Here is an 18,948-nt window from a genome sequence, read left to right on the forward strand (position 1 = left end):
GTCTTGGATGAAATTGATCGGATTTGCCGTCGCGTGCGGAATGTTAAGCGCGATCGCAATGGCACACCTGCATGAGCTAACGCACCGACAAGCTAGAATATGGCAACAGGTTAGCGACCTGGCATTCGTCATCGCCGGCTATCCGCATTACCGGGTCGCGCACCGATTGCATCATCAGCACGTTGGAGATCCGCAGTTCGGCTCGACGGCGGCATTGGGTACGTCCGTCTGGCGCCATGTTGGACGCTCCTACGCAGCAGCTTTGATAGCGTCGTTTTCGCGGCATTCCTATCCGTGCGGCAGGGTACCGCATAGTGTCTTTCGAAATGCGCTCTTCTCAATACTGTTGCTGGGACTGGCAGCGTTTCTGCAATGGAGGATCGCTTTTTTCTACATCGGATACGCCATTGTCAGCGTGTTTGTCGTTGAGGCCGTCGGGTACATGCAGCACTACGGATTCGCACCGGACTTATCACGTACTGCTATCACCTCGTGGGACGTTGACTTCTGGTTGTCGAACTGCCTCTTGGTGAACAACGGATTCCATAACGCTCATCATCGGGACGGTGAAGTACCCTATCCGGGTCTTGCTGCACAACGAGTCACGCTACCCGGAGGCTACTTTCAGATGCTTTGGTTGACGCTTCTCCCACCGTTTTGGTTTTCGATAATGGACCGGCGAGTTAAAGTCTTACTCAGGCGGGTTCGACGTCAGAACTTCGGTCTCTGCAATCAGGTGTCTCGCGATGTTTGCAAGGTACGTTGAGTCAAGCGTTTCGAGTTGGATTTTGATGGAATACTCGGTATGCACATAATTTTTCTTTGTCGAACGAAGGTACGCGGGGTCATAGTAGTCCCGCATGATGCTCTCAAAGAGAGCGTCGATGTCCTGGCGTTCAGCCATTGATACCCATTTCTCCAGTGTCATACCGCTTAGGAGTGCTTTCAGATAACTAAGTTGGGCGACCAAAGCCACGGGGTCTCTCTCGAAGTGGGGATACTCGTGGCGCCACATGGCGATTCTTTCGGACATTGGGGTCTCGACGGCGAACAGACGTCCACCATGCATTCTGTGAAACAACGTCGCCGGTAGTTGAACGTGCCCAATTCTCTTGCTTTCATTTTCAATCCATACCGGCTTTGCCAGGTCTAGACGACCTATCTCTGCAAGCAGGAGGCTGTCGAACAATTTTTGACTTGGCTGCGCCCGGCCCGGAATCGCCCCGATGATTGACCCTCGGTGTGAGGCAAGAGCCTCCAGATCGATGACCTGCGCACCAGCTTCCCTTAACGCAAGTAGCAGGCGAGTTTTTCCACAACCGGTGGGACCAGAGAGCACATTGAATTGCAAGTGCTTAGGGACTTCGTCAAGGGTTTGACGCACCCAGTTTCGATATCCTTTCCAGCCCGCCGGAAGCCGCTCGACCTTGTAGCCGATTGTTTCGAGCGTGTCTGTCCAAAGCTTGCTTCGCTTCCCGCCACGAAAACAATAAACGAGAATTGACATCCGCCGACTGGTTCGAAAAAACGGAAGCTCGAGGTGCCGAGCGATGTTTTTCAGGGAGTAAGCGACACCGATCTGATACGCACGCATAGGGTCGATGCGGTGCATAGTACCGACTTCCGCATACTCATCGTCGAAGACGACCGGAAGGTTTATGGCTCCTGGCAAATGATCTTCGGCGAATTCGCGCGGGCTTCGAGCGTCGATAACCAGGTCAAATTTTCCCAGAGTATCCAAATCGTACATGTCGAGCTCCGACTATCACGGCATGATCGAAAAGTCAATGCCAAATGGCGTTGCCCCGATCCTAGGAATGCCGGACTAAACTTTCGCTTACTGGGCAGCCAACAGCCGCAACTCTCGCTTCGAGTTGGCAATACTTTCTGCACCGGCGGAATGACCGTTGCGGCTTCGCTCACCTATGTCCAGCGTACGGCGTTGGAAGTCGGAGCAATGGATATTCTGTTTGGAATATAGGCCGGTTTTATGCAGACGGGATCGAAGCATTAGAAAGAAGTTAGACATTGGATGCGTTGTCGCACGATGCGATAGGCCGGTGACCCGTCAACGAAGGCGGCAGCCGACGCGATCATTCCGTAATGGTACAGAGTGCAGCCGGGGGCAAAGATTGATGCAGCGTAACGCTGCAGGCAATGAGGACGTGTCATGGACCACGCACATAATGCATGCCAGCCACCTGTCGCTCGCGACGGAGCTGTCTCAGCGTCTGACACCAACGCGTTGCAGCGACGCTTTGATCAGGCCGAAGCGGATGTTCGTCGGCTAAAAGAGCGGTTAAGTGACAAGGACCGACAGTTAGCCGAAATGGGGAAGGCGCTCCTGCGCACGGTGGCTTTGCATCATGCAATCGAGGAACGGCAGGAGGAAGAACTTGAGTCTTTGCGTGCGATGGTTCCGGCGTGGAAAACCTGCCAGTGCGTATGCGACGGGCCGTCGGAGTATTCCGACGGGATTACGGTTCATCTGCCCTTTATTACCGAAATTCTTTCAGGGATGTTCGATGTGATGCACACTTTCTGGTCTGGTTATGACGAGAACAATCCGCCGAAATCGTCTGTGGTCGCACATGCGATTGACGAACGGTTAAACCTCAGAGCTCAACCCGATGGCGAAGCGTCGCGCAGCGGACAAACGTATGCGTCAGCGATTCGGCCAGACTGGCTCAAGGAAGCCGACAGTCGGCATCACGTGCGGCCGCGGACCTGACGGGGCACCTTGACGGTAAGACGGGTTTGCCCGTCGCTTGATCCCACTACTTGAATGAACCTTGTAGCCCGGTACCTTGCCGGCGACGACAACAGGGTTTGTCATGAGCGAAACAACACGCCATTCGCTTGCGATTCTTCGGCGCAAGCAGGTCGAACGTGAAGTGGGGCTATCGCGATCGACGATCTATCAACGCATCAAAGACGGAACATTTCCGCGACCTGTCCGGCTGGGTATGCGCGCCGTGGGGTGGCGTGCAGGGGACATCGATGACTTTTTGCGTGATCCTGCTGGCTACCGCTCGCCACTGGCATCTGACAGCGGCGGAGGGGAGATGGCCCATGAGCAACACTGACGGTGCAATCCGGCTCGACGAGCGTCTGCGCAACTGGGCCAATGCGGACAAGGCCTGGAGTGACGCCGCGGACGCGGCGTGTGTGGACGCTGCGTTGCGTCGGCTTTCATCGCACCACCAGGAATTGTTACGTATGGCGTACGTGTGGCGCGCTGATCGTGGTGTCATTTGCAGACGCCTGAAAATCCCTCAACGGCCGTGGTGTCGATACGAACTCGAGGTCACGCAAGCGAAGGCCGAGCTCGCGCGATTGCTAAATGATGAGTGAGCATAAAAATATTTTGGAATGCTTCGGAATGGTACAGAACAAATTGGAACTCAGAGAGAAATTAGTCGGGCGAGAAGGCCTTGAAGCACGGATAATTTCCTCCTAAAGTTGATCTCAACAATCTGTCCCGGTCAACGTGCATAGCACGACCGAGTACGCGTTAGCGGCCCCGAAGTACTGACCTATCTGCCAATGGCGTGACTGTCGGAATATGAAGAAAGCCTGCATTCGCAGGCTTTTTTGCGTTCTACCGCACCGGAGATCGAGGTTTCCCTTTGATCCGCGGTTTGTCTCCCGGCGCCACGGGCTTCTTGTCCGTCGTCTGAGATACAGGTTGGTGGTTCGGTGCATCACCTGAGGCGAGTGACTGACCATGAAAACGCTTCTGATCGCCACCGAACAGGGTGGCGCCGGCAAGACGGCGATGCTGTGCCAGTTCGCCCATTACCTGCATTGGGTGCGGCACCTACGGGTGCTCGTTATCGACGCGGCCGAGCCGCCATGCAGCACCGCCTCGCTGGTGCGGGCGTGTAAGGCTGTCGTGCTGCGTGGAGAAAAGTCGATCACACAATCCGAGCGGAGGGATATAGAGGCGCCGGGATTCTGGGTGTTGCCGACGAGTACCGTACCATCGTTGACGCTAGGGCCTGGCGACGACGGGGCGCGCTACTACGCAAATGTCCGGCATTTGCTCTTCGTTTTGGCGACGTTGGCGGATGTCTGCCTGATCGACAGTCCACCACTCCCGGATCTGCGCGCCATTTGTATCGAATCGACGGTCGACGCAATGTTGAGTCCGATCCAACTCAATCGGGAATCGCTTGACGGCGTCGCCGACCTGATCAATGGCCCGCACGGTATGCGGCAGATACGTGCAAAGCTGAACCCCGCACTGCAGTTCGTCGGCCTTCTACCGAACATGGTGGAAGCAACATCGCTGGGACGCGAGAACGCCCGTGCCATCGAGACCCGGTTCGGACCCTGGCTAATTGCTGACCCGGGGAGACCGGGCAGATATCTGCACATCCCACGTTTCGTCGCAATCCAGAGGGCACAAGCGGAAGGTGTGCCAGTTGTAGAGCTTGTCGGAAGGGAACCTACTGCGCGCAGGGCATGGCAGACCATGCTGGCTTGTTTCGAGGCGCTGACTGGGTACTTGCATCTCGATGAGGTCACCTACGATGCGGAGGCCTGACATGCGTGATGCTTTGACACGATACGCCGCAGGTCACTGGTCGTTCGTTGCGGTCGTGCTGGCTGCCGCTTGCGCGTTTGCGCCGGGGATCGCTCATGCTGGCGGCTGGGGTTGCCAGGTGATTCTGTGCCTGTCGAACCCTGGTGGCCCGGAGCAGTACAGCGAATGCGTGCCACCGATCGAAAAACTATGGAGGGCGTTGCGCCACGGCGATCCATTTCCGACCTGCGATTTCGGTGCTGGCAGCTCGCAAGGAACGTTTGCGGGCAACACCTTCGCGAGCAGCGGCTATTGCCGTGAAGACCTGCTCTACTGGGGTGGGGCGGAGCAGAGTGAACTGCTGTGCGGCGCTTCCGGTGCGATTAATGTCGACATCGACAATCAACTCTATACCCGTGTCTGGTGGGGCGTAAGAGGTCAGATGCCGACAATCACCGAATTCTACGGTGCCGGGAGTGCGCAGGTGCCTCACGACCCGACACAGTCCGCAACGCTTTTCCTGCAGCAGATGGAGCAGCAGGAGAACGGTTTCGGCGGAGGGCACTGAAAATGCCGCTCGACTTCATGGCGCTCGCGCAGCAGTGCGCGCCGCAAATCGCCCCGGTCACAATGGCGGCGCTTGTGCGCACTGAGTCTGGATTCAACCCCTACGCGATTGGCATCGTGCACGGCCGGCTGCTGCGGCAACCATCGAATGTGGTCGAAGCGATCGCCACAGCGCACGCACTCGAGGCTGCCGGCTGGAATTTCAGCACAGGACTCGCGCAGGTGAACCGCGCTAATTGGCTCGCGTACGGGTTGACGGAGCAAAATGCATTCGAGCCTTGCCGCAATCTGACCGTCGGCGCAACCATTCTCCAACGTTGCTTCATGTCCGCATATCGTGCACAAGCCGATACCCAAGCGGCGCTTCGGGCAAGTCTGTCCTGCTATGCGAGCGGCGATTTTTCGACGGGATATCGCACGGGTTACGTACAGCGCGTGGTGAAGAGCGCACAGCAGCCCGTTCCGACGTTCACGATCACCGTTCCGTCTATCGCGCCGATCCCGGTGTTGCCCGTCGAGTCCGGAATGCCTGCTAACCCCGGTCGATCGCATCCGGTGGCTCGTCGACCGCTACGGCTCGATCGAGACGATGCATCGTCGGATGGACAGGAAGGTGAACCGGACAATAGCGCAGTAGTGTTCTAATCGGCGATTCAGGTGGTGGCACGCGCAGATAGCAGACGCAAAGGAGTTAGTCATGTATTTAGGAATACGTATAAAAGTATCTAGTCAATGTTTGCAGTTGCTTCGTATCGTCTTGGACTGTCAGTTGGCGAAGAAGCTTGCCATATCGACCTCGACGCTACTGCTCTCGACGTCGGCGTGGGCACAACTCTCGCAAGTTAACACGCTACTGAACACGATCCAGACGACGCTGCTCGGTGTCGGGGGCGTGATCTGTTCGATTTCCATTATCTGGGCGGGTTTTCGGATGATGTTCCAGCACGCCCGGTTCGGCGACATCGCGAACGTCTTCATCGGCGGACTCTTCGTCGGCTGTGCGACGGTGATCGCCGGCATGCTGATCCCGACAAGCTGATTCCTGAGAGTCGAATCATGAATCCTTTCAAGGATCCCGTTTTTAAGGGCTGCACCCGTCCTGCGATGCTGTGGGGCGTGCCACTCGTGCCATTCCTGATGGTCGACGGTGGCATGCTGATTCCGGCCATCTGGGCGTTGCTGGCGAGTCCCTCGCTGGGCGTCGCCATCCTCTTTCTGATGATTCCGGTGTTCGTCGTGATGCGTGTGATCACGCGCCATGACGACCAGCGCTTCGCTCAGTACGCGCTGCGCCTTCGAATGATGCTCCGTCAGGGCAACCGTCGGTTCTGGGGGGCGCACGCCTACGTGCCCGTCCGCCTGAAAAGGAGGGCGTGACATGCCTGCCGAGCCCCAACTCGTCGCCGTGGCGAACAGGGAAGTCCCGCTTGCCGACTACATCCCATACTCGACGCATGTGACGGATTACGTCATCAAGACGCGCGAAGGCGACTACCTCCAGATCTGGAAGGTTGCGGGCATCGCGTTCGAAGCAGCGGATCCGGCCAACATCCTAACGCGTCACGACGGATTCAATCAACTCGTGCGCGGGCTCGCCGGTGGCCATGTGGCGCTGTGGTCGCACCGCATACGTCGGCGTGTGTCGGATCACTTCGCAACGCCCTACGGCAACCGCTTTTGCCAGGAACTGGCCACGCGCTATTACGCGAGCTTCTCCGGCTATCGCATGATGGCGAATGAGCTGTACTTGACGCTCGTATACCGCCCCAACCGGATGAAGCTCGGCCGCGTCTTCAGCCGTGCTGCCCGCCGCACGCGCGACGATATCCGGCGTGGCCAGCACGACGCGCTGAAGGTCATGGTCGAGCTGGCCGCCCAGGTCGAATCGAGTCTCAAACCCTACGATCCGGTCGCGCTGTGCGTTTATACCAGGCAGAGCCACCATGACAGACGTCCGCGCCGATATTCGTCAGCGCTTGAATTGCTTGGTTATCTGGTGAACGCCGCATGGGAGCTCGAGCCGGTTCCGGCTGGTCCGATCCGTGATGCGCTGCCAACGTCACGCTTGTTCGTCAGCGCCGAGAAGGTCGAGATCCGCATGCCAGCCGCGACCCGCTTTGCCGCGATGCTCGACCTCAAGGACTACCCGGAAGACACAGAGCCTGGCGTGCTCAACGGACTGCTATACGGTGATTTCGAGTACATCGAGACGCAGAGCTTCACGATCCTCGACAAGCCCAGCGCGAAAGATGCATTGGAGCGGCAGCGTAACCAGTTGATTGCCGGCGAGGATGTTGCAGTGTCTCAAGTAGAGGCGATGGAAGCGGCGCTTAACGACCTGATCAACGGAGACTTCGTCCTCGGCGAATACCATTATTCGCTCGCTGTGCTCGGCGACACGTCGGATGAAGTTTCCAAAAGCGTGGCGAAGGCGCGTACGCAGTTGGCCGACGCGGGTTTCCAGACGGCACTCATCGATCTCGTTGCGGATGCGGCGTGGTTCGCGCAACTGCCGGGCAACTGGCGTTACAGGCCGCGTGAGGCCAAGCTCACGTCGCGGAACTTCTGCGGACTGGCATGCCTGCATAACTTCGCGACCGGCAAGCGTGATGGTAATCCGTGGGGCGAGGCGATCACGATCGTCAAGACGCCTAGCGGCCAGCCGCTTTATCTGAACTTCCACGTCACGCCCGACAAGAAGGACTCTCTCGACGAGAAGGCGCTCGCCAACACCCAGATTATCGGTCAGGCCGGCGCGGGCAAGACGGTGCTTGAGCTGTTTCTGCTCGCGATGGCGATGAAGTACGGCATCACTGCCGTGCTGTATGACAAGGATCGCGGTACCGAGATTGCGATCCGCGCGATGGGCGGCATGTACACCGTGTTCCGCCGCGGGGAGCCGACCGGTTTGAACCCGTTCCAGATGGAACCAAACGAGGCTGTGCTCGACTTCTGGGAAAGGCTCGTGCGCAAGCTCGTCGATGTCGGCGTGCCGCTGCCCGCTAGGGACGAACTCGATATCTCGCGCGCCGTACGGGAAGTTGCCCGTATGGACAAGCCGCTGCGACGGCTTTCCATGGTGCGGCAACTCCTGCCGAACGTGGGCGAGAACAGCCTGCATGCTCGCCTCGCCAAATGGTGCGCGGGCGGGCGCCTCGGCTGGGCATTCGATAACCCGACCGACCGTATTGATCTCGCGTGCTCGGGACTGTTCGGATTCGACGATACCGAGTTGCTTGACGATGCGGAAGTCTCGACACCGGTCACGATGTACCTGCTGCACCTGACCGAAAATCTGATCGACGGTCGGCGCTTCATCTACGTGATGACCGAATTCTGGAAGCGTCTCTCCGATCCCGTCTTCACCGATTTCGCGAAGAACAAGCAGAAGACGATCCGCAAGCAGAACGGCCTCGGGATTTTCGATACGCAATCGCCTGCGGATGTGCTGCACAGCGAGATTGCCAGTGCGCTGATCGAGCAGAGCGCAACGATCTTCTTCCTGCCGAACCCACGGGCCGATTACGACGATTACGTTTGTGGATTCAAGCTGACCGAATCTGAATTCAACATCGTCCGCAATCTCGGCGAGAACAGTCGGCTGTTCCTGGTCAAGCAGGGCCATCGCTCGGCCATTGGACGGCTTGACCTAGCCGGCCTCGGAGACGTACTCGACGTGCTGTCGGGTACGACCGACAACGTAGAGCTTCTCGACACGATCCGCGCGCAGGTGGGCGATGCACCGGAAGACTGGTTGCCGGTTTTCCACGAGCAGCTTGCCCGGCGGCGCGCGGCGAATGGCGGCCTGCGTTTGCCGTTTCCCCAAGGGGTGGGAGGTGTGCGATGAGCGGCCTCTTTACCGCCGTCGGTGGCACTCTCGAAAACGGTATGTCCACCTACATCACGAACGTGTCATCGGCTTTGTCCAGCGCGCTCGTGCCCGTCGTGACCACGGCCGTTACGATCTGGGTCGTTGCCTACGGTCTGGCAGTGGTGCGGGGCGAGGCCCACGAAGCTGTCCCGGCGTTTGCCTGGCGGGGGCTAAAGGTCGCCATCACGCTCGCGTTCGCGTTGAGCGCCGGCATCTACCAGCAGCGGGTCGTAACGGCGATCAACGGTGCGACGGCCGGGCTCGCCCAGACGATCCAAAACGCAGCTAATACGTCGGGCGGTGGCAATTCAGGATGCGGGTCGGTCAATGGCGGTAGCGTGACAGGGCAGAGCGCGACGAGTATCTACCAGACGCTCGACTGCTACGACCAGCAGATCGACCTCGTGATGGATGCCTACTTCGACAAGGCGACACACGAGGGGATCAGTGTCAGCGGACTTGCCGCCGCCATCGGTGATTTCCTATGCGGGATCATCGCCGCACTCGGCGGTTCGATCTTCCTCATCGTCCTCGCCTTCGAAGTGGCGATGGCGAGGATGCTGCTCGACCTCGTGCTCGGGCTTGGTCCTATCTTCATTGCTTGCGCGGCATTTGCGCCAACCGCGCGCTTCTTCGAGGCATGGACCGCGAAGGTCGCCAATTACGCATTGTTGCAGGTGCTCGTCGCGGCCTTTCTCGGCATGGCGCTCACGGCATTTTCTGCCGATCTAACTCCCCTCAACGCCACTAGTGCGCCTCCCGACGCAGACCCATCGGCTGTGATGCAGGGCATTACCGCTGCTCTCAACGATGCCGCGGCGGGCGCTGCAGCGATCGGCCTGTTCGCAACCGGGGTCTTCCTCGCGATGGTCGGCTGGCAGTTGCCATCGGTTGCATCGGGACTTTCCGGTGGTGCCACGTTGTCCGGGTTTGGCGCGTTCGTGGCGGGTTTTGCCGCACGACGTGTGGCCAGTGCACTCGCGCAGGCGTTCTCTCGCAGCGGTGGTGGCTCATCGCCTGGCGGAAAGATTCGCAACCGTACCGGCTCAGGTGGTGGCAGCAGCGGATCAGGCGGAGGGGCTTCGGCGAACGGCCCCATGCCCGCTTACCAGCGCGCAGCGCGCGCGAATCTGGGTCGGCAGGGCGAATGAATGTGAGGTGATGACCATGACAGGACGAACCAGATTGGCGGGAGCCGCGATCGTGTGGGTGGTGCTCTGTTCCGGCGCTCATGCACAGGGCATTCCGGTGTTCGACGCGCAGAACGTGGTGCAGGCTATCGCGACGGTTGCCCGGCTTGAGCAGGAAGTGCAGCAGGAAATCCAGATCTATCAGTCGACGGTCGGCACGCGTGGCTTTGGCGCGCTGCTGGGCAATCCGGTCGTCGCCAGCTCGCTGCCGTCGAACTGGCAGAGCGTCTATACGGCGATCCAGAACGGTGGCTATGCGGGCTTGACCGGCAGCGCCCAGTCGTTGCGCTCGGCGAGCCAGCTCTACAACTGCCAGGACCAGACCGGCATTGACCAGCAGGTGTGCCAGCGTACGCTGAACAAGCCGTTTCAGGACAAGGCGTTCGGCCTTCAGGCGTACCAGACCGAACTGCATGAGCTGAACCAGATCCAGAGCTTGATGCAGCAGATCGACGTGACGCAGGACCCCAAGGGGGTGGCCGAGTTGCAGGCGCGTATCCAGGCAGAGACCACGACGGTCGGCAACGAAATGACGAAGCTGCAGCTCTTCCGGATGCTGGCCGATTCCGAGGACAAGCTTGTGGCCGAGCAACAAAATGAACTGGCGCTGAGTCGGGCTGGCAACACGGCCCGATTGCAGGACCAGATGGTGCCGGCTTCGTTCGGGAACTGAGGAGGATGCGATGCGTGCGCTTGCCTCCATCGTCCTCGCGGGGTGCTTAGCCTGGAGTCTGGCCGCCTGCAGTAGCGGCCCGTCGAAACCCGTGTTGCCGGACGGTCTGCACCGCGTGCCCGTCAACCGCATTCTGCCTGTGCCTGAAGTGCCAACTTCTGTGCTCCAGGCACCTGCAGCGCCGGCTTCCCAAGATCTGCCCGCGTCGTCGGGCGCAGGAGTCCGATCTTGAGCGCGCCGCACGACTATGGGCGCGTGCTCGATATCGAGGCATCGCTGACCCACCTGCAGGAGCGATCCGAGCGGCGCGCGTGGCATGTCGCCTATGCGGCGCTTGGGGTCGCCGTACTGAGTGCAGCGGCGCTTGCGCTGATGGTGCCGTTCTATCGGGTCGTGCCGCTGCCGATTGAGGTCGATCGCCTGACGGGTGAATCCCAGGTGATCGACGTGCTCGATGCTCGCCACGTACACACGAAGGACATCCAGGATAAGCACTGGGTCGAGGCATATGTGCGTTCGCGCGAGCGGTATGACTGGGGGTTGCTGCAGATGGACTACGACAGCGTGCTCGTCACGAGCGATGACGTGGTTGCGCGCGACTATCGCAGCATCTATGGCGGTCCGGATTCACTGGACCGGCAACTGGGGCCGGGCACCGAGCGGCGCATCCGCATTCTCTCGACCACGCTGCCGCCCGACGAACCTGGACACGCCGTCGTGCATATCGAGCGCACGTCCTTCAGGAACGGAGTGGCGAACGCGGAACCGACGCAACGCTTCGTGATCACGCTCGCCTACACCTACCGGCCACCGGTTTTCACGCGCGACAGCGTCGCGATCGCCAATCCGTTCGGTTTCAAGGTGACAGCCTACAGCCGTGATCCCGAATATACGCCGCCGGCTGCCCCTCTAGCTCCGGCCTCGACGGCGGGAGGCACCCCATGAAAACGCTCGCTCCTGGTGTCGTGCTGGTGGGCCTGCTGCTCACCTACACCGCGAGCGCTGCCGATTTGCCGGGTTGGTTCGGCGACTCGCGCGTGCGGCAGGTGGTGTACCAGCCGGACGATGTCGTGCGTATTCAGGCGCAGCGAGGTTTTGCCACGCATATCGCGCTCGACCCTCACGAACGGATCGAGGTGGTCGCACCTGGTGATCGAGATGGCTGGCAGGTTGTGGCGAACAAAGGCGATCACGACGTGTACCTGAAACCGCAACTCGCTGCGCACGATTCGAATCTGGAGATCCGTACCGACCGTCGCAGCTACAGCTTCGATCTGGTGGTATTGCCGCTCAAGGCGAAGTTCGGCAACCACGACGTGATGTACCGGGTGACCTTCACCTATCCGGATGAAGTGAAGGCGCTGGCACGCGCGAACACGGATGCTGCGCTGGTTGAGCAACGTCTCGCGCAGCCGCCCGTGGTGCGTAACGCCCACTACTCGATGGAGGTGATGCCGCACTCCGACGACATTGCGCCGACGGCGGCGTGGGATGACGGACGGTTCACCTACCTCCGTATCCCGAACAACCGGCGGATGCCGGCGGTTTTCCGGGTGGCCGATGATGACACGGAGAGCGTTGTGGACAAACACGTGCAGGGCGACACGATCGTCGTGCGCGAGGTTGCGAAGCGCTTCGTGCTGCGGCTCGCGGACGAAGTTGTCGGAATCTGGAACGACGCTTTCGACATGGATGGCGTCCCACCCCAAGGCGGGACGACTGCCAGCGGTGTGAAGCGTGTCTTGCGGAGTCAGGGCGATGAATGACGATGCGCCTCGCAATACGATTGAGCCCGATGGTCCGTCAGATCGTGCGCAGTCCGGGCGGGAAAGGGGCGATGCCGATTCGCCAGGGATGTTCGTGGATCGCGGTATGCCGGCGCTGGGCCAATACCGTAGCGCTCGCCCGCGTGCCTGGTGGCTGACGCCGATTGTGTTCGTTCTCATGGTCGGGGCCGGTGCGGTGTGGACCGTGCATGGCTTCCTTGCGCGTCATGACGCAGATGCGAAGGCGCACCGTGATGCCGTGGCCGATACCTCGACCCAGGGGCGTGTGTTCAAGGATGGTCCCGCCTCAGCGGTGGGTGTCGTCGCCTCCGCACCACTTGCCGCAAGCGCCATTGCCGTGCATCCCTTAAAGGTTGCGGGTCCGGGCGCAGCACCGGAGCCGGTCGGCGGCATGCACATTGAGGCACGCCGCAGCTATTACGATGCGCCGTTGCTCGCAGCGGGAGGCGCGGGCAATCAGGATGCGGCGGCGGCCGAGGTTTCGGGTGTTGCGTCGTCGGTCATGGCCACTGTGTCCGGTGGAATCGGGCTGTCTGGACAGAGACTGGCTCAGGCAGGCGGCGCATTGGCGCAGGCGCTGTCGCCGACCGCCACACCACGCGTGCGCGCTGGGACGTTGGGGAATCGCAGTCTCATGCTCGCGCAGGGCGCCAAGATCAATTGTGTGGGCGATACGGCGTTCGATTCCACCGAGGCGGGTATGTCAACCTGCACGGTGACGAAGAGCGTGTATTCCGACGATGGCCGGGTCGTGCTGATCGAACGAGGCTCGCAGATCAACAGCGAGTACCGCTCGAACCTTTCGCCAGGCCAGAAGCGTGTCTTCGTATTGTCTGCACGGATCAAGACGCCGAACGGCGTGACGGTCGAGATAGATTCGCCGGCTGCCGATGCGTTGGGGCGCATGGGTATCGATGGCTATATCAATAACCACTGGGGGCAACGCATCGGTGCGGCGCTGATGCTTGGCATCACTCAGGATGCGATCGGCTATCTAGCCACGCGCGGCGGGAACAGCAACGGGTCGGTCGTCTACGCGAACACGCAGCAGCAGGGCAATGACATGGCCACGCGCGTGCTCGACAGCACGATCAACATCCCGCCGACTCTGACCAAGAATCAGGGCGCGGAGTTCACGATTGTGATCGCGCGCGATCTGGATTTCGGGTCGGTCTATGCGCTGCAGCCAGAGTTCGCACCATGAATGCCTGTACGGGCAGACCGGATCAGGCAGATGACGCCGTGCTGGCGTGCCTGCCCGACGACGCGTCGGTCCGGGAGCTGATGCGGCCGTTCGCGCCGCTGCTCGACGACGCGGATGTGACCGAACTCGTCATCAACCGGCCGCAGCGCGTGCTGATCGAGACACATCGCGGCTGGCATGGACACGATTACCGCGAGCTCGATTTCGAGCGCCTGATGTCGTTTGCGGTGGCGGTGGCCACGCTCACGAACCAGGAGGTTTCAGCCCTGCATCCCGTGCTCTCGGCACTGCTGCCGGGAGACGCACGGATCCAGATCGTAGTGCCGCCGGTTGTGCCGCCGCGCACGGTCTCGATCACAATCCGTCGGCCGTCTGCGGACGAAAAGACCATCGACACGTACCGTGACGAGGGACTGTTCGACGAGACGGTATGGCATCGCCCGAATGGGCTCGACGCAGCGTTGCCCGCGCTACGGCCTAGGGATAGCAGACTCGTGCAGTGCCTGGAGGCACGGGATTGGGGCGCATTCTTTGAACTGGCCGTCACCGGGCGGCTGAACATAGCGATCGTCGGTAACACGGGTTCTGGCAAGACCAGTTTCATAAAAACCCTTACCCGGTTTATCCCGCGGACCGAACGGATCGTGACGATCGAGGATGTCCGCGAGCTTTTTATCCGGCACATCGAAAACTGTGTGCACCTGCTGTACAGCAAGGGCGGTCAAGGTCAGGCGCGCGTCACGCCTGCCGATCTGATCGCGAGCACGATGCGCATGCGCCCGGATCGCGTGCTGCTGGCCGAGCTGCGCGGCGCTGAAGCCTACGACTTCCTCAAGCTTCTGACGACAGGGCACACCGGTTCGATTACGAGCTATCACGCCTCGAATGCGACGGTCGCGATTGAACGCTTTGCACTGATGGCGAAGGAACACCCCGAGGCTGCGGCCTATGACGATGCCGCGCTGAAGCGTTTGCTTTTTCTCACCATCGATATCGTCGCGCACATGGAAGCGCAGCCGATTTTCAGCGGGGCAGGTGAGCAGACCGGCAAGCGTTGGGGCATGACCGAAATCTGGTTCGATCCGGTTCGTAGAGTCCGCACGGCGTTTGCGTAGGAGAGAACGGTCATGGTGAAGCTATCTCTTTTCATCGCCCAACAAGTGCGAACCGCCGTCGTCACGGTGACCGTACTGGCAATCCTACTCGGAGGTTTGGCCGCCGCTCTCTGGCTGGCGTCGTTCTTCCTGTACGCGAGCCTGCGGATGAATCCCTTGCATGCCGGTCTGTGGGGGTGGCTCGACGCGGCACTCGCGAGGCACGACGGTTTGATACCGAATGCCGGACGGCGATTGGCCGGTGCGGCGCTCTTCGGCGTTCTGCTGGCGTTCGGTGGGCCGGCTTTTGGCCTGTATGCCCTGTGGGAGCGGTCCGGCCAGCGACGTCTCTATGGCAGTGCGCGGTTTGCCAGCGACGCGGAAATCCGCGATGCGGGGCTGCTATGAGCACACTCGTAAGCATGGATTCGATGCCTGCCATTGTCGTTGGTGTTTGGCGTGGGCGTTATCTGCGCTTTACCGGTCAGCAGTTCGTCTTGCTGGCGGCGCCCGCGCGTTCGGGCAAGGGCGTTGGCATTGTGATCCCGAATCTGCTCAGTTTCCCCGATTCGGTGGTGGTGCTCGACGTCAAGCAGGAAAACTACGCCATTACCGCAGGCTTCAGGCATGCATACGGGCAGGACGTCTATCTGTTCAACCCGTTCGCGGAAGATGGTCGCACGCATCGGTACAACCCTCTTTCGGCGATCTCGGATGGATTGTTCCGAGTTGGTGAAATTCTCGCGATTGGTTACGCCCTCTATCCGCCGGGTGGACATGACGATTTCTGGAAGGATCAGGCGAGGAACCTGTTTCTTGGCATCGTGCTGCTGCTGTGCGAGTGGCGTGATGCGCGCCGCGCTGGCAAGGGAGCGTCGACTCCGGATTATCCGGTCACAATGGGAGAGGTGTTGCGGCAGTCTTCGGGTAATGGCATGCCAGTGAAAGCCTACCTTCAGCGGGCACTCGTTCAGCATCGTAGTCTGCTGACTGGGCCGTGTATCGATGCGCTGAATCGTTTTCTCTCGAACGACGAAAAGGTGCTGGCCAGCATTCTCGCGACTTTCAATGCGCCGCTGACGATCTGGGCCATTCCCATCGTCGACGCTGCGACGAGCGCCAACGACTTCGATCTGCGTGATGTGCGCAAACGCCGCATGTCGGTCTATATCGGCATCACGCCCGACCACCTGTCGGAGGCTGCGCTGCTCGTAAATCTCGTGTTTTCGCAACTCGTCAATCTCAATACGAAGCAGTTGCCCGAGTCTGATCCAACGCTGAAATTCCAGTGCTTGGTCCTGCTCGACGAAATGACGGCGATCGGGAAAATCCACATCATTGCGCGGGCGGTTGCCTACATGTCGGGCTATAACCTGCGCCTGCTGTCTATCGTCCAGTCGATCGCGCAACTCGAATCTGTCTACGGCCGGGCCGATGCACGCACCTTCGTCACCAATCACGCGATGCAGATTCTCTACGCGCCGCGTGAGCAGAAGGATGCGAACGACTATTCCGAGATGCTCGGCACGTTTACCGATCAGTCACGCAGCGTCAGCCGCTCGAACGCGATCTTCGGTGGTCGCGGTGGATCGAGCGAAAGCGTGTCCGAGCAGCGCCGGCCACTCCTGCTGCCGCAGGAACTGAAGGAACTGGGGCGCGAAAAGGAAATCATCGTGCTCGAAAACACCAAGCCGATCCTGGCCGACAAGATCTGCTACTGGCGCGATCCCGAGTTTGTCTCGCGCGTGATGGCGGCACCCTCGGTGCCAACCATGAATCTGGCGCGCTTCAGCATCGTGGTCGAACGACGGCTGCGCGAGCTGCGGACAGACGAGATCGATTCGGAAGGCACCGGGCTCATCAATCCAGCGGCCGAGTATCTGGAAGTGTTGCAGGCATGGGATCCTCGCGATCTCCCGCCGAGCCTCGATGACATCAGTGAAGACGATGCCGTGGCGTATGTGGAGCGGCATTTTATGCTGCTTGGTGTGCCCGAGGAAAGGGTCCGGAAGGCGACCCGCCGCCTGTCGGTTGCCGATCTCGATGCGGCGGAGCTTTCCTCAATTGAACCATCACGACCCTGCCGGACGTCTGCGCGGCGGGTACCCTCAAATGTTGTGCCGATCCAGGGAGGCGGGCGATGAACGCACCACATGTAGATGAGGCTGCGCGCGCACGCGCGGCGCTGGCGGTGATTCCTGCGGACGATTACGGCACATGGGTGGACATGGCGTTCGCGCTCAAGCAGGGATTCGGCGACGAGGGCTTCGAGATCTGGGATGAGTGGAGCCGCACCGCGGGTAACTATAACGAACGCGCGGCCCACACCACGTGGCGCTCAGCCGATGCGTCGGGCGGCAAGACCCTTGCTTCGTTGTTCTGGCTCGCGCGCCAGCACGGTTTCGATCTGAAGCGCTCGCACTACCCGGACCGGATGGCAACTGCGCCTGTGCTTTCCACTGAAGTGCTCGAGCGGCGCACGCGCGAAGAAGAACGCAGGCGCGCCCGTCATGTCGCGGTGGCCCGCGAGGCGGACGCACTCTGGCAGTGGTCGCGTCCAGTGGGGCCGCAGCATCCTTACTTGACGCGCAAGCGTCTCGATCCGGTCGAGACCTTACGTGAGCTGGATGCGCACGAGTTGCGCGCGCTCCTTGGATACGCACCAATGAGCGAGGAAGAGCCGCTGGTGGGGCGCGTCCTGATTGTGCCGGTCTGGATCGATGCGATCTCCACGCTGGAACTGATCGACGAGCACGGCCGGAAATCATCGCTGGCGGGGGGCGTGAAGAAGGGTGGGTACTGGACCACTGGATCGGTGCCGACACCGGACGAGGCATCTGCGCCGATCCTGATCGGTGAGGGCATGGCGACGGCTCTGTCCACATACCGTGCGACGGGCTGGTTTGCAGCAGCGGCACTTTCGAGTGGGAATCTGGGCCAGGTGGCCGCCTCCTTGCGCGAGCGGTTTCCCGATAGCGATCTGATAGTGCTTGGCGAACTGGGGCGGGGTGACGCGGATGCGCGGCGGGCGGCAGAAGACGCAATGGCGCATCTGGCCTGGCCAGTATTTGCCAAAGACACGTGTATCAACGGGAAGGTGCCGAACGATTTCAGCGACATGGCGATACTGTCGGGTTTCGATGCCGTGGGCGACCATCTGCGTGAAGTGGCCTTGCAGTCCCTTGGGAGAGCGAACAGATTGCGGGATACGGGTGTCGTGTCCGACGTGCAGGTGAGTGAGATGGATGAACGGATTAAGGAGGGAGAAATGGGGCGCTCTAAAGAGAACCCGGTGGACGACACCGAAGGCAGTCATCGTCATCAGTCATCGGAGCGCAGCGTGCCGAAACAGGCGGTGCCCGAATCTACTGAACCGCCTGCGTCCGATGGGCCGACTGTGCCGATCGTCCCCACGGCCGCTGAATCTCTGGGCATGGACTCTTCTGCGAAGACTCCGCCCCCTGCCGCTTCGCCACGGTTTGCGCCGACGCGTGCGCCGGTCGGCGAGCCATTGTTTGGATTGGGTGACGTTCCCAATGAGATGAAGGCACTGGCCGGGCAACGGTTCGGCATACCGCTCAGGATGGGAACGCCGCGCGAGAACGGCGGGCCGTACCGTGGTGAAGTGTTCAACACCGAGCACTACCTGATCCAGGAGGTCGCGACGCGCAGCGTCGTGTTCCACCGGAAGGACCAGATGGCGTTCATCTCCGAGCGTCTGAAATGGATGGACGGGAACGCACGGTTGAACGGCTCCGAGGTGCAGGTCGGGTATGACGGCGATCGACCGAAGGTCTATCCGTGGGATCGTGCGCGCGATCTGCTGGAACGGACGGTCGGTTCGCTGAAGAAGTCTGCACGTGAACTGAATTTCAGTCCGAATCTCGAGACGATGCTCGATCAGCTGCAGGCGAGATCGTGGGCACGGATTAGAGAGGCACGCGCCGCTGCACTGGAGAAGTCGAAGGAACACACATCGTCGCTTGAACCGGCTGCAGACCCTGATCGGTAGCCTATCGCGGTCGCGGTGTTCA

At 60.5% G+C, this 18,948-nt stretch carries 20 protein-coding genes; 19 read left to right on the top strand and 1 reads right to left on the bottom strand.

What is annotated here, in order from left to right:
• The first annotated feature begins 7 nt into the window (after positions 1-7).
• Complete coding sequence (locus tag DSC91_RS38700; protein WP_162831500.1) at positions 8-766, top strand: fatty acid desaturase; 759 nt, start codon at positions 8-10, stop codon at positions 764-766.
• Here DSC91_RS38700 and mnmH read toward each other — a convergent pair.
• Positions 692-1,750, bottom strand: a complete 1,059-nt coding sequence (gene mnmH / locus DSC91_RS34350; protein ID WP_115782919.1) for a tRNA 2-selenouridine(34) synthase MnmH — start codon at positions 1,748-1,750, stop codon at positions 692-694. The genes DSC91_RS38700 and mnmH overlap by 75 nt on opposite strands.
• A 420-nt stretch (positions 1,751-2,170) precedes the next feature.
• Between mnmH and DSC91_RS34355 the strand changes: the two genes are divergently transcribed.
• From DSC91_RS34355 to DSC91_RS34445, 18 genes are all read left to right on the top strand, one after another.
• Complete coding sequence (locus DSC91_RS34355) at positions 2,171-2,731, top strand: tropomyosin (RefSeq protein ID WP_229758097.1); 561 nt, start codon at positions 2,171-2,173, stop codon at positions 2,729-2,731.
• 103 nt (positions 2,732-2,834) lie between these two features.
• Entirely contained in the window at positions 2,835-3,086 is a 252-nt protein-coding gene (locus tag DSC91_RS34360) for a helix-turn-helix transcriptional regulator (protein ID WP_115782920.1), read from the top strand.
• Entirely contained in the window at positions 3,073-3,354 is a 282-nt protein-coding gene (locus DSC91_RS34365; protein WP_115782921.1) for a hypothetical protein, read from the top strand. Before DSC91_RS34360 ends, DSC91_RS34365 begins: the two co-directional genes overlap by 14 nt.
• Positions 3,355-3,727: 373 nt before the next feature.
• On the top strand, positions 3,728-4,549 hold the full coding sequence (locus DSC91_RS34370) for a ParA family protein (RefSeq protein ID WP_115782922.1): 822 nt from the start codon (positions 3,728-3,730) through the stop codon (positions 4,547-4,549).
• Position 4,550: 1 nt separating this feature from the next.
• Positions 4,551-5,096, top strand: a complete 546-nt coding sequence (locus DSC91_RS34375; protein ID WP_229758096.1) for a hypothetical protein — start codon at positions 4,551-4,553, stop codon at positions 5,094-5,096.
• Positions 5,097-5,098: 2 nt separating this feature from the next.
• Positions 5,099-5,740, top strand: a complete 642-nt coding sequence (locus tag DSC91_RS34380) for a lytic transglycosylase domain-containing protein (RefSeq protein WP_115782923.1) — start codon at positions 5,099-5,101, stop codon at positions 5,738-5,740.
• Positions 5,741-5,792: 52 nt separating this feature from the next.
• Positions 5,793-6,134, top strand: a complete 342-nt coding sequence (locus DSC91_RS34385) for a TrbC/VirB2 family protein (RefSeq protein ID WP_115782924.1) — start codon at positions 5,793-5,795, stop codon at positions 6,132-6,134.
• Positions 6,135-6,151: 17 nt separating this feature from the next.
• Positions 6,152-6,472: a VirB3 family type IV secretion system protein gene (locus DSC91_RS34390; RefSeq protein WP_115782925.1), complete on the top strand. Its 321-nt coding sequence runs from the start codon at positions 6,152-6,154 to the stop codon at positions 6,470-6,472.
• Position 6,473: 1 nt separating this feature from the next.
• Positions 6,474-8,942 carry a VirB4 family type IV secretion/conjugal transfer ATPase gene (locus DSC91_RS34395; RefSeq protein ID WP_115782926.1) on the top strand — a complete coding sequence of 823 codons (2,469 nt, stop codon included), beginning with the start codon at positions 6,474-6,476 and terminating at the stop codon, positions 8,940-8,942.
• On the top strand, positions 8,939-10,117 hold the full coding sequence (locus DSC91_RS34400) for a TrbL/VirB6 family protein (RefSeq protein WP_115782927.1): 1,179 nt from the start codon (positions 8,939-8,941) through the stop codon (positions 10,115-10,117). The genes DSC91_RS34395 and DSC91_RS34400 overlap by 4 nt, the downstream gene beginning before the upstream one ends.
• 16 nt (positions 10,118-10,133) lie before the next feature.
• A complete protein-coding gene (gene virB5 / locus DSC91_RS34405; RefSeq protein ID WP_115783614.1) occupies positions 10,134-10,829 on the top strand; it encodes a P-type DNA transfer protein VirB5 in 696 nt (231 codons plus the stop codon).
• A 228-nt stretch (positions 10,830-11,057) separates the two neighbouring features.
• Complete coding sequence (locus tag DSC91_RS34415; protein ID WP_115782929.1) at positions 11,058-11,774, top strand: VirB8 family type IV secretion system protein; 717 nt, start codon at positions 11,058-11,060, stop codon at positions 11,772-11,774.
• The gene (locus DSC91_RS34420; protein WP_115782930.1) at positions 11,771-12,595 is read left to right on the top strand and encodes a TrbG/VirB9 family P-type conjugative transfer protein; all 825 of its coding nucleotides are present in this window, start codon (positions 11,771-11,773) and stop codon (positions 12,593-12,595) included. The genes DSC91_RS34415 and DSC91_RS34420 overlap by 4 nt, the downstream gene beginning before the upstream one ends.
• The gene (virB10, locus tag DSC91_RS34425) at positions 12,588-13,820 is read left to right on the top strand and encodes a type IV secretion system protein VirB10 (RefSeq protein ID WP_115782931.1); all 1,233 of its coding nucleotides are present in this window, start codon (positions 12,588-12,590) and stop codon (positions 13,818-13,820) included. Before DSC91_RS34420 ends, virB10 begins: the two co-directional genes overlap by 8 nt.
• Positions 13,817-14,935, top strand: coding sequence for a P-type DNA transfer ATPase VirB11 (gene virB11, locus DSC91_RS34430; protein ID WP_115782932.1), 1,119 nt, complete (start codon positions 13,817-13,819; stop codon positions 14,933-14,935). The genes virB10 and virB11 overlap by 4 nt, the downstream gene beginning before the upstream one ends.
• Before the next feature lie 12 nt (positions 14,936-14,947).
• Positions 14,948-15,322 (top strand): hypothetical protein, encoded by a 375-nt coding sequence (locus DSC91_RS34435; RefSeq protein WP_115782933.1) that lies wholly within the window; start codon positions 14,948-14,950, stop codon positions 15,320-15,322.
• 14 nt (positions 15,323-15,336) lie between these two features.
• The gene (locus DSC91_RS34440; RefSeq protein ID WP_373291809.1) at positions 15,337-17,058 is read left to right on the top strand and encodes a type IV secretory system conjugative DNA transfer family protein; all 1,722 of its coding nucleotides are present in this window, start codon (positions 15,337-15,339) and stop codon (positions 17,056-17,058) included.
• The gene (locus DSC91_RS34445; protein ID WP_115782935.1) at positions 17,055-18,926 is read left to right on the top strand and encodes a PriCT-2 domain-containing protein; all 1,872 of its coding nucleotides are present in this window, start codon (positions 17,055-17,057) and stop codon (positions 18,924-18,926) included. Before DSC91_RS34440 ends, DSC91_RS34445 begins: the two co-directional genes overlap by 4 nt.
• Positions 18,927-18,948 lie beyond the last annotated feature (22 nt).

Origin of the sequence: Paraburkholderia caffeinilytica, from assembly GCF_003368325.1 — a bacterium.
Classification (GTDB): domain Bacteria; phylum Pseudomonadota; class Gammaproteobacteria; order Burkholderiales; family Burkholderiaceae; genus Paraburkholderia; species Paraburkholderia caffeinilytica.

Bases quoted from the DNA above. Each gene is read 5' to 3' on its own strand.
- DSC91_RS38700 (WP_162831500.1), top strand. From the start codon at position 8: ATGAAATTGATCGGATTTGCCGTCGCGTGCGGAATGTTAAGCGCGATC.
- DSC91_RS34365 (WP_115782921.1), top strand. From the start codon at position 3,073: ATGAGCAACACTGACGGTGCAATCCGGCTCGACGAGCGTCTGCGCAAC.
- DSC91_RS34445 (WP_115782935.1), top strand. From the start codon at position 17,055: ATGAACGCACCACATGTAGATGAGGCTGCGCGCGCACGCGCGGCGCTG.
- virB10 (WP_115782931.1), top strand. From the start codon at position 12,588: ATGAATGACGATGCGCCTCGCAATACGATTGAGCCCGATGGTCCGTCA.
- DSC91_RS34360 (WP_115782920.1), top strand. From the start codon at position 2,835: ATGAGCGAAACAACACGCCATTCGCTTGCGATTCTTCGGCGCAAGCAG.
- DSC91_RS34420 (WP_115782930.1), top strand. From the start codon at position 11,771: ATGAAAACGCTCGCTCCTGGTGTCGTGCTGGTGGGCCTGCTGCTCACC.
- virB5 (WP_115783614.1), top strand. From the start codon at position 10,134: ATGACAGGACGAACCAGATTGGCGGGAGCCGCGATCGTGTGGGTGGTG.
- DSC91_RS34355 (WP_229758097.1), top strand. From the start codon at position 2,171: ATGGACCACGCACATAATGCATGCCAGCCACCTGTCGCTCGCGACGGA.
- mnmH (WP_115782919.1), bottom strand. From the start codon at position 1,750: ATGTACGATTTGGATACTCTGGGAAAATTTGACCTGGTTATCGACGCT.
- DSC91_RS34390 (WP_115782925.1), top strand. From the start codon at position 6,152: ATGAATCCTTTCAAGGATCCCGTTTTTAAGGGCTGCACCCGTCCTGCG.
- DSC91_RS34385 (WP_115782924.1), top strand. From the start codon at position 5,793: ATGTATTTAGGAATACGTATAAAAGTATCTAGTCAATGTTTGCAGTTG.
- DSC91_RS34380 (WP_115782923.1), top strand. From the start codon at position 5,099: ATGCCGCTCGACTTCATGGCGCTCGCGCAGCAGTGCGCGCCGCAAATC.
- DSC91_RS34440 (WP_373291809.1), top strand. From the start codon at position 15,337: ATGGATTCGATGCCTGCCATTGTCGTTGGTGTTTGGCGTGGGCGTTAT.
- DSC91_RS34395 (WP_115782926.1), top strand. From the start codon at position 6,474: ATGCCTGCCGAGCCCCAACTCGTCGCCGTGGCGAACAGGGAAGTCCCG.
- DSC91_RS34400 (WP_115782927.1), top strand. From the start codon at position 8,939: ATGAGCGGCCTCTTTACCGCCGTCGGTGGCACTCTCGAAAACGGTATG.
- DSC91_RS34435 (WP_115782933.1), top strand. From the start codon at position 14,948: ATGGTGAAGCTATCTCTTTTCATCGCCCAACAAGTGCGAACCGCCGTC.
- DSC91_RS34370 (WP_115782922.1), top strand. From the start codon at position 3,728: ATGAAAACGCTTCTGATCGCCACCGAACAGGGTGGCGCCGGCAAGACG.
- virB11 (WP_115782932.1), top strand. From the start codon at position 13,817: ATGAATGCCTGTACGGGCAGACCGGATCAGGCAGATGACGCCGTGCTG.
- DSC91_RS34375 (WP_229758096.1), top strand. From the start codon at position 4,551: ATGCGTGATGCTTTGACACGATACGCCGCAGGTCACTGGTCGTTCGTT.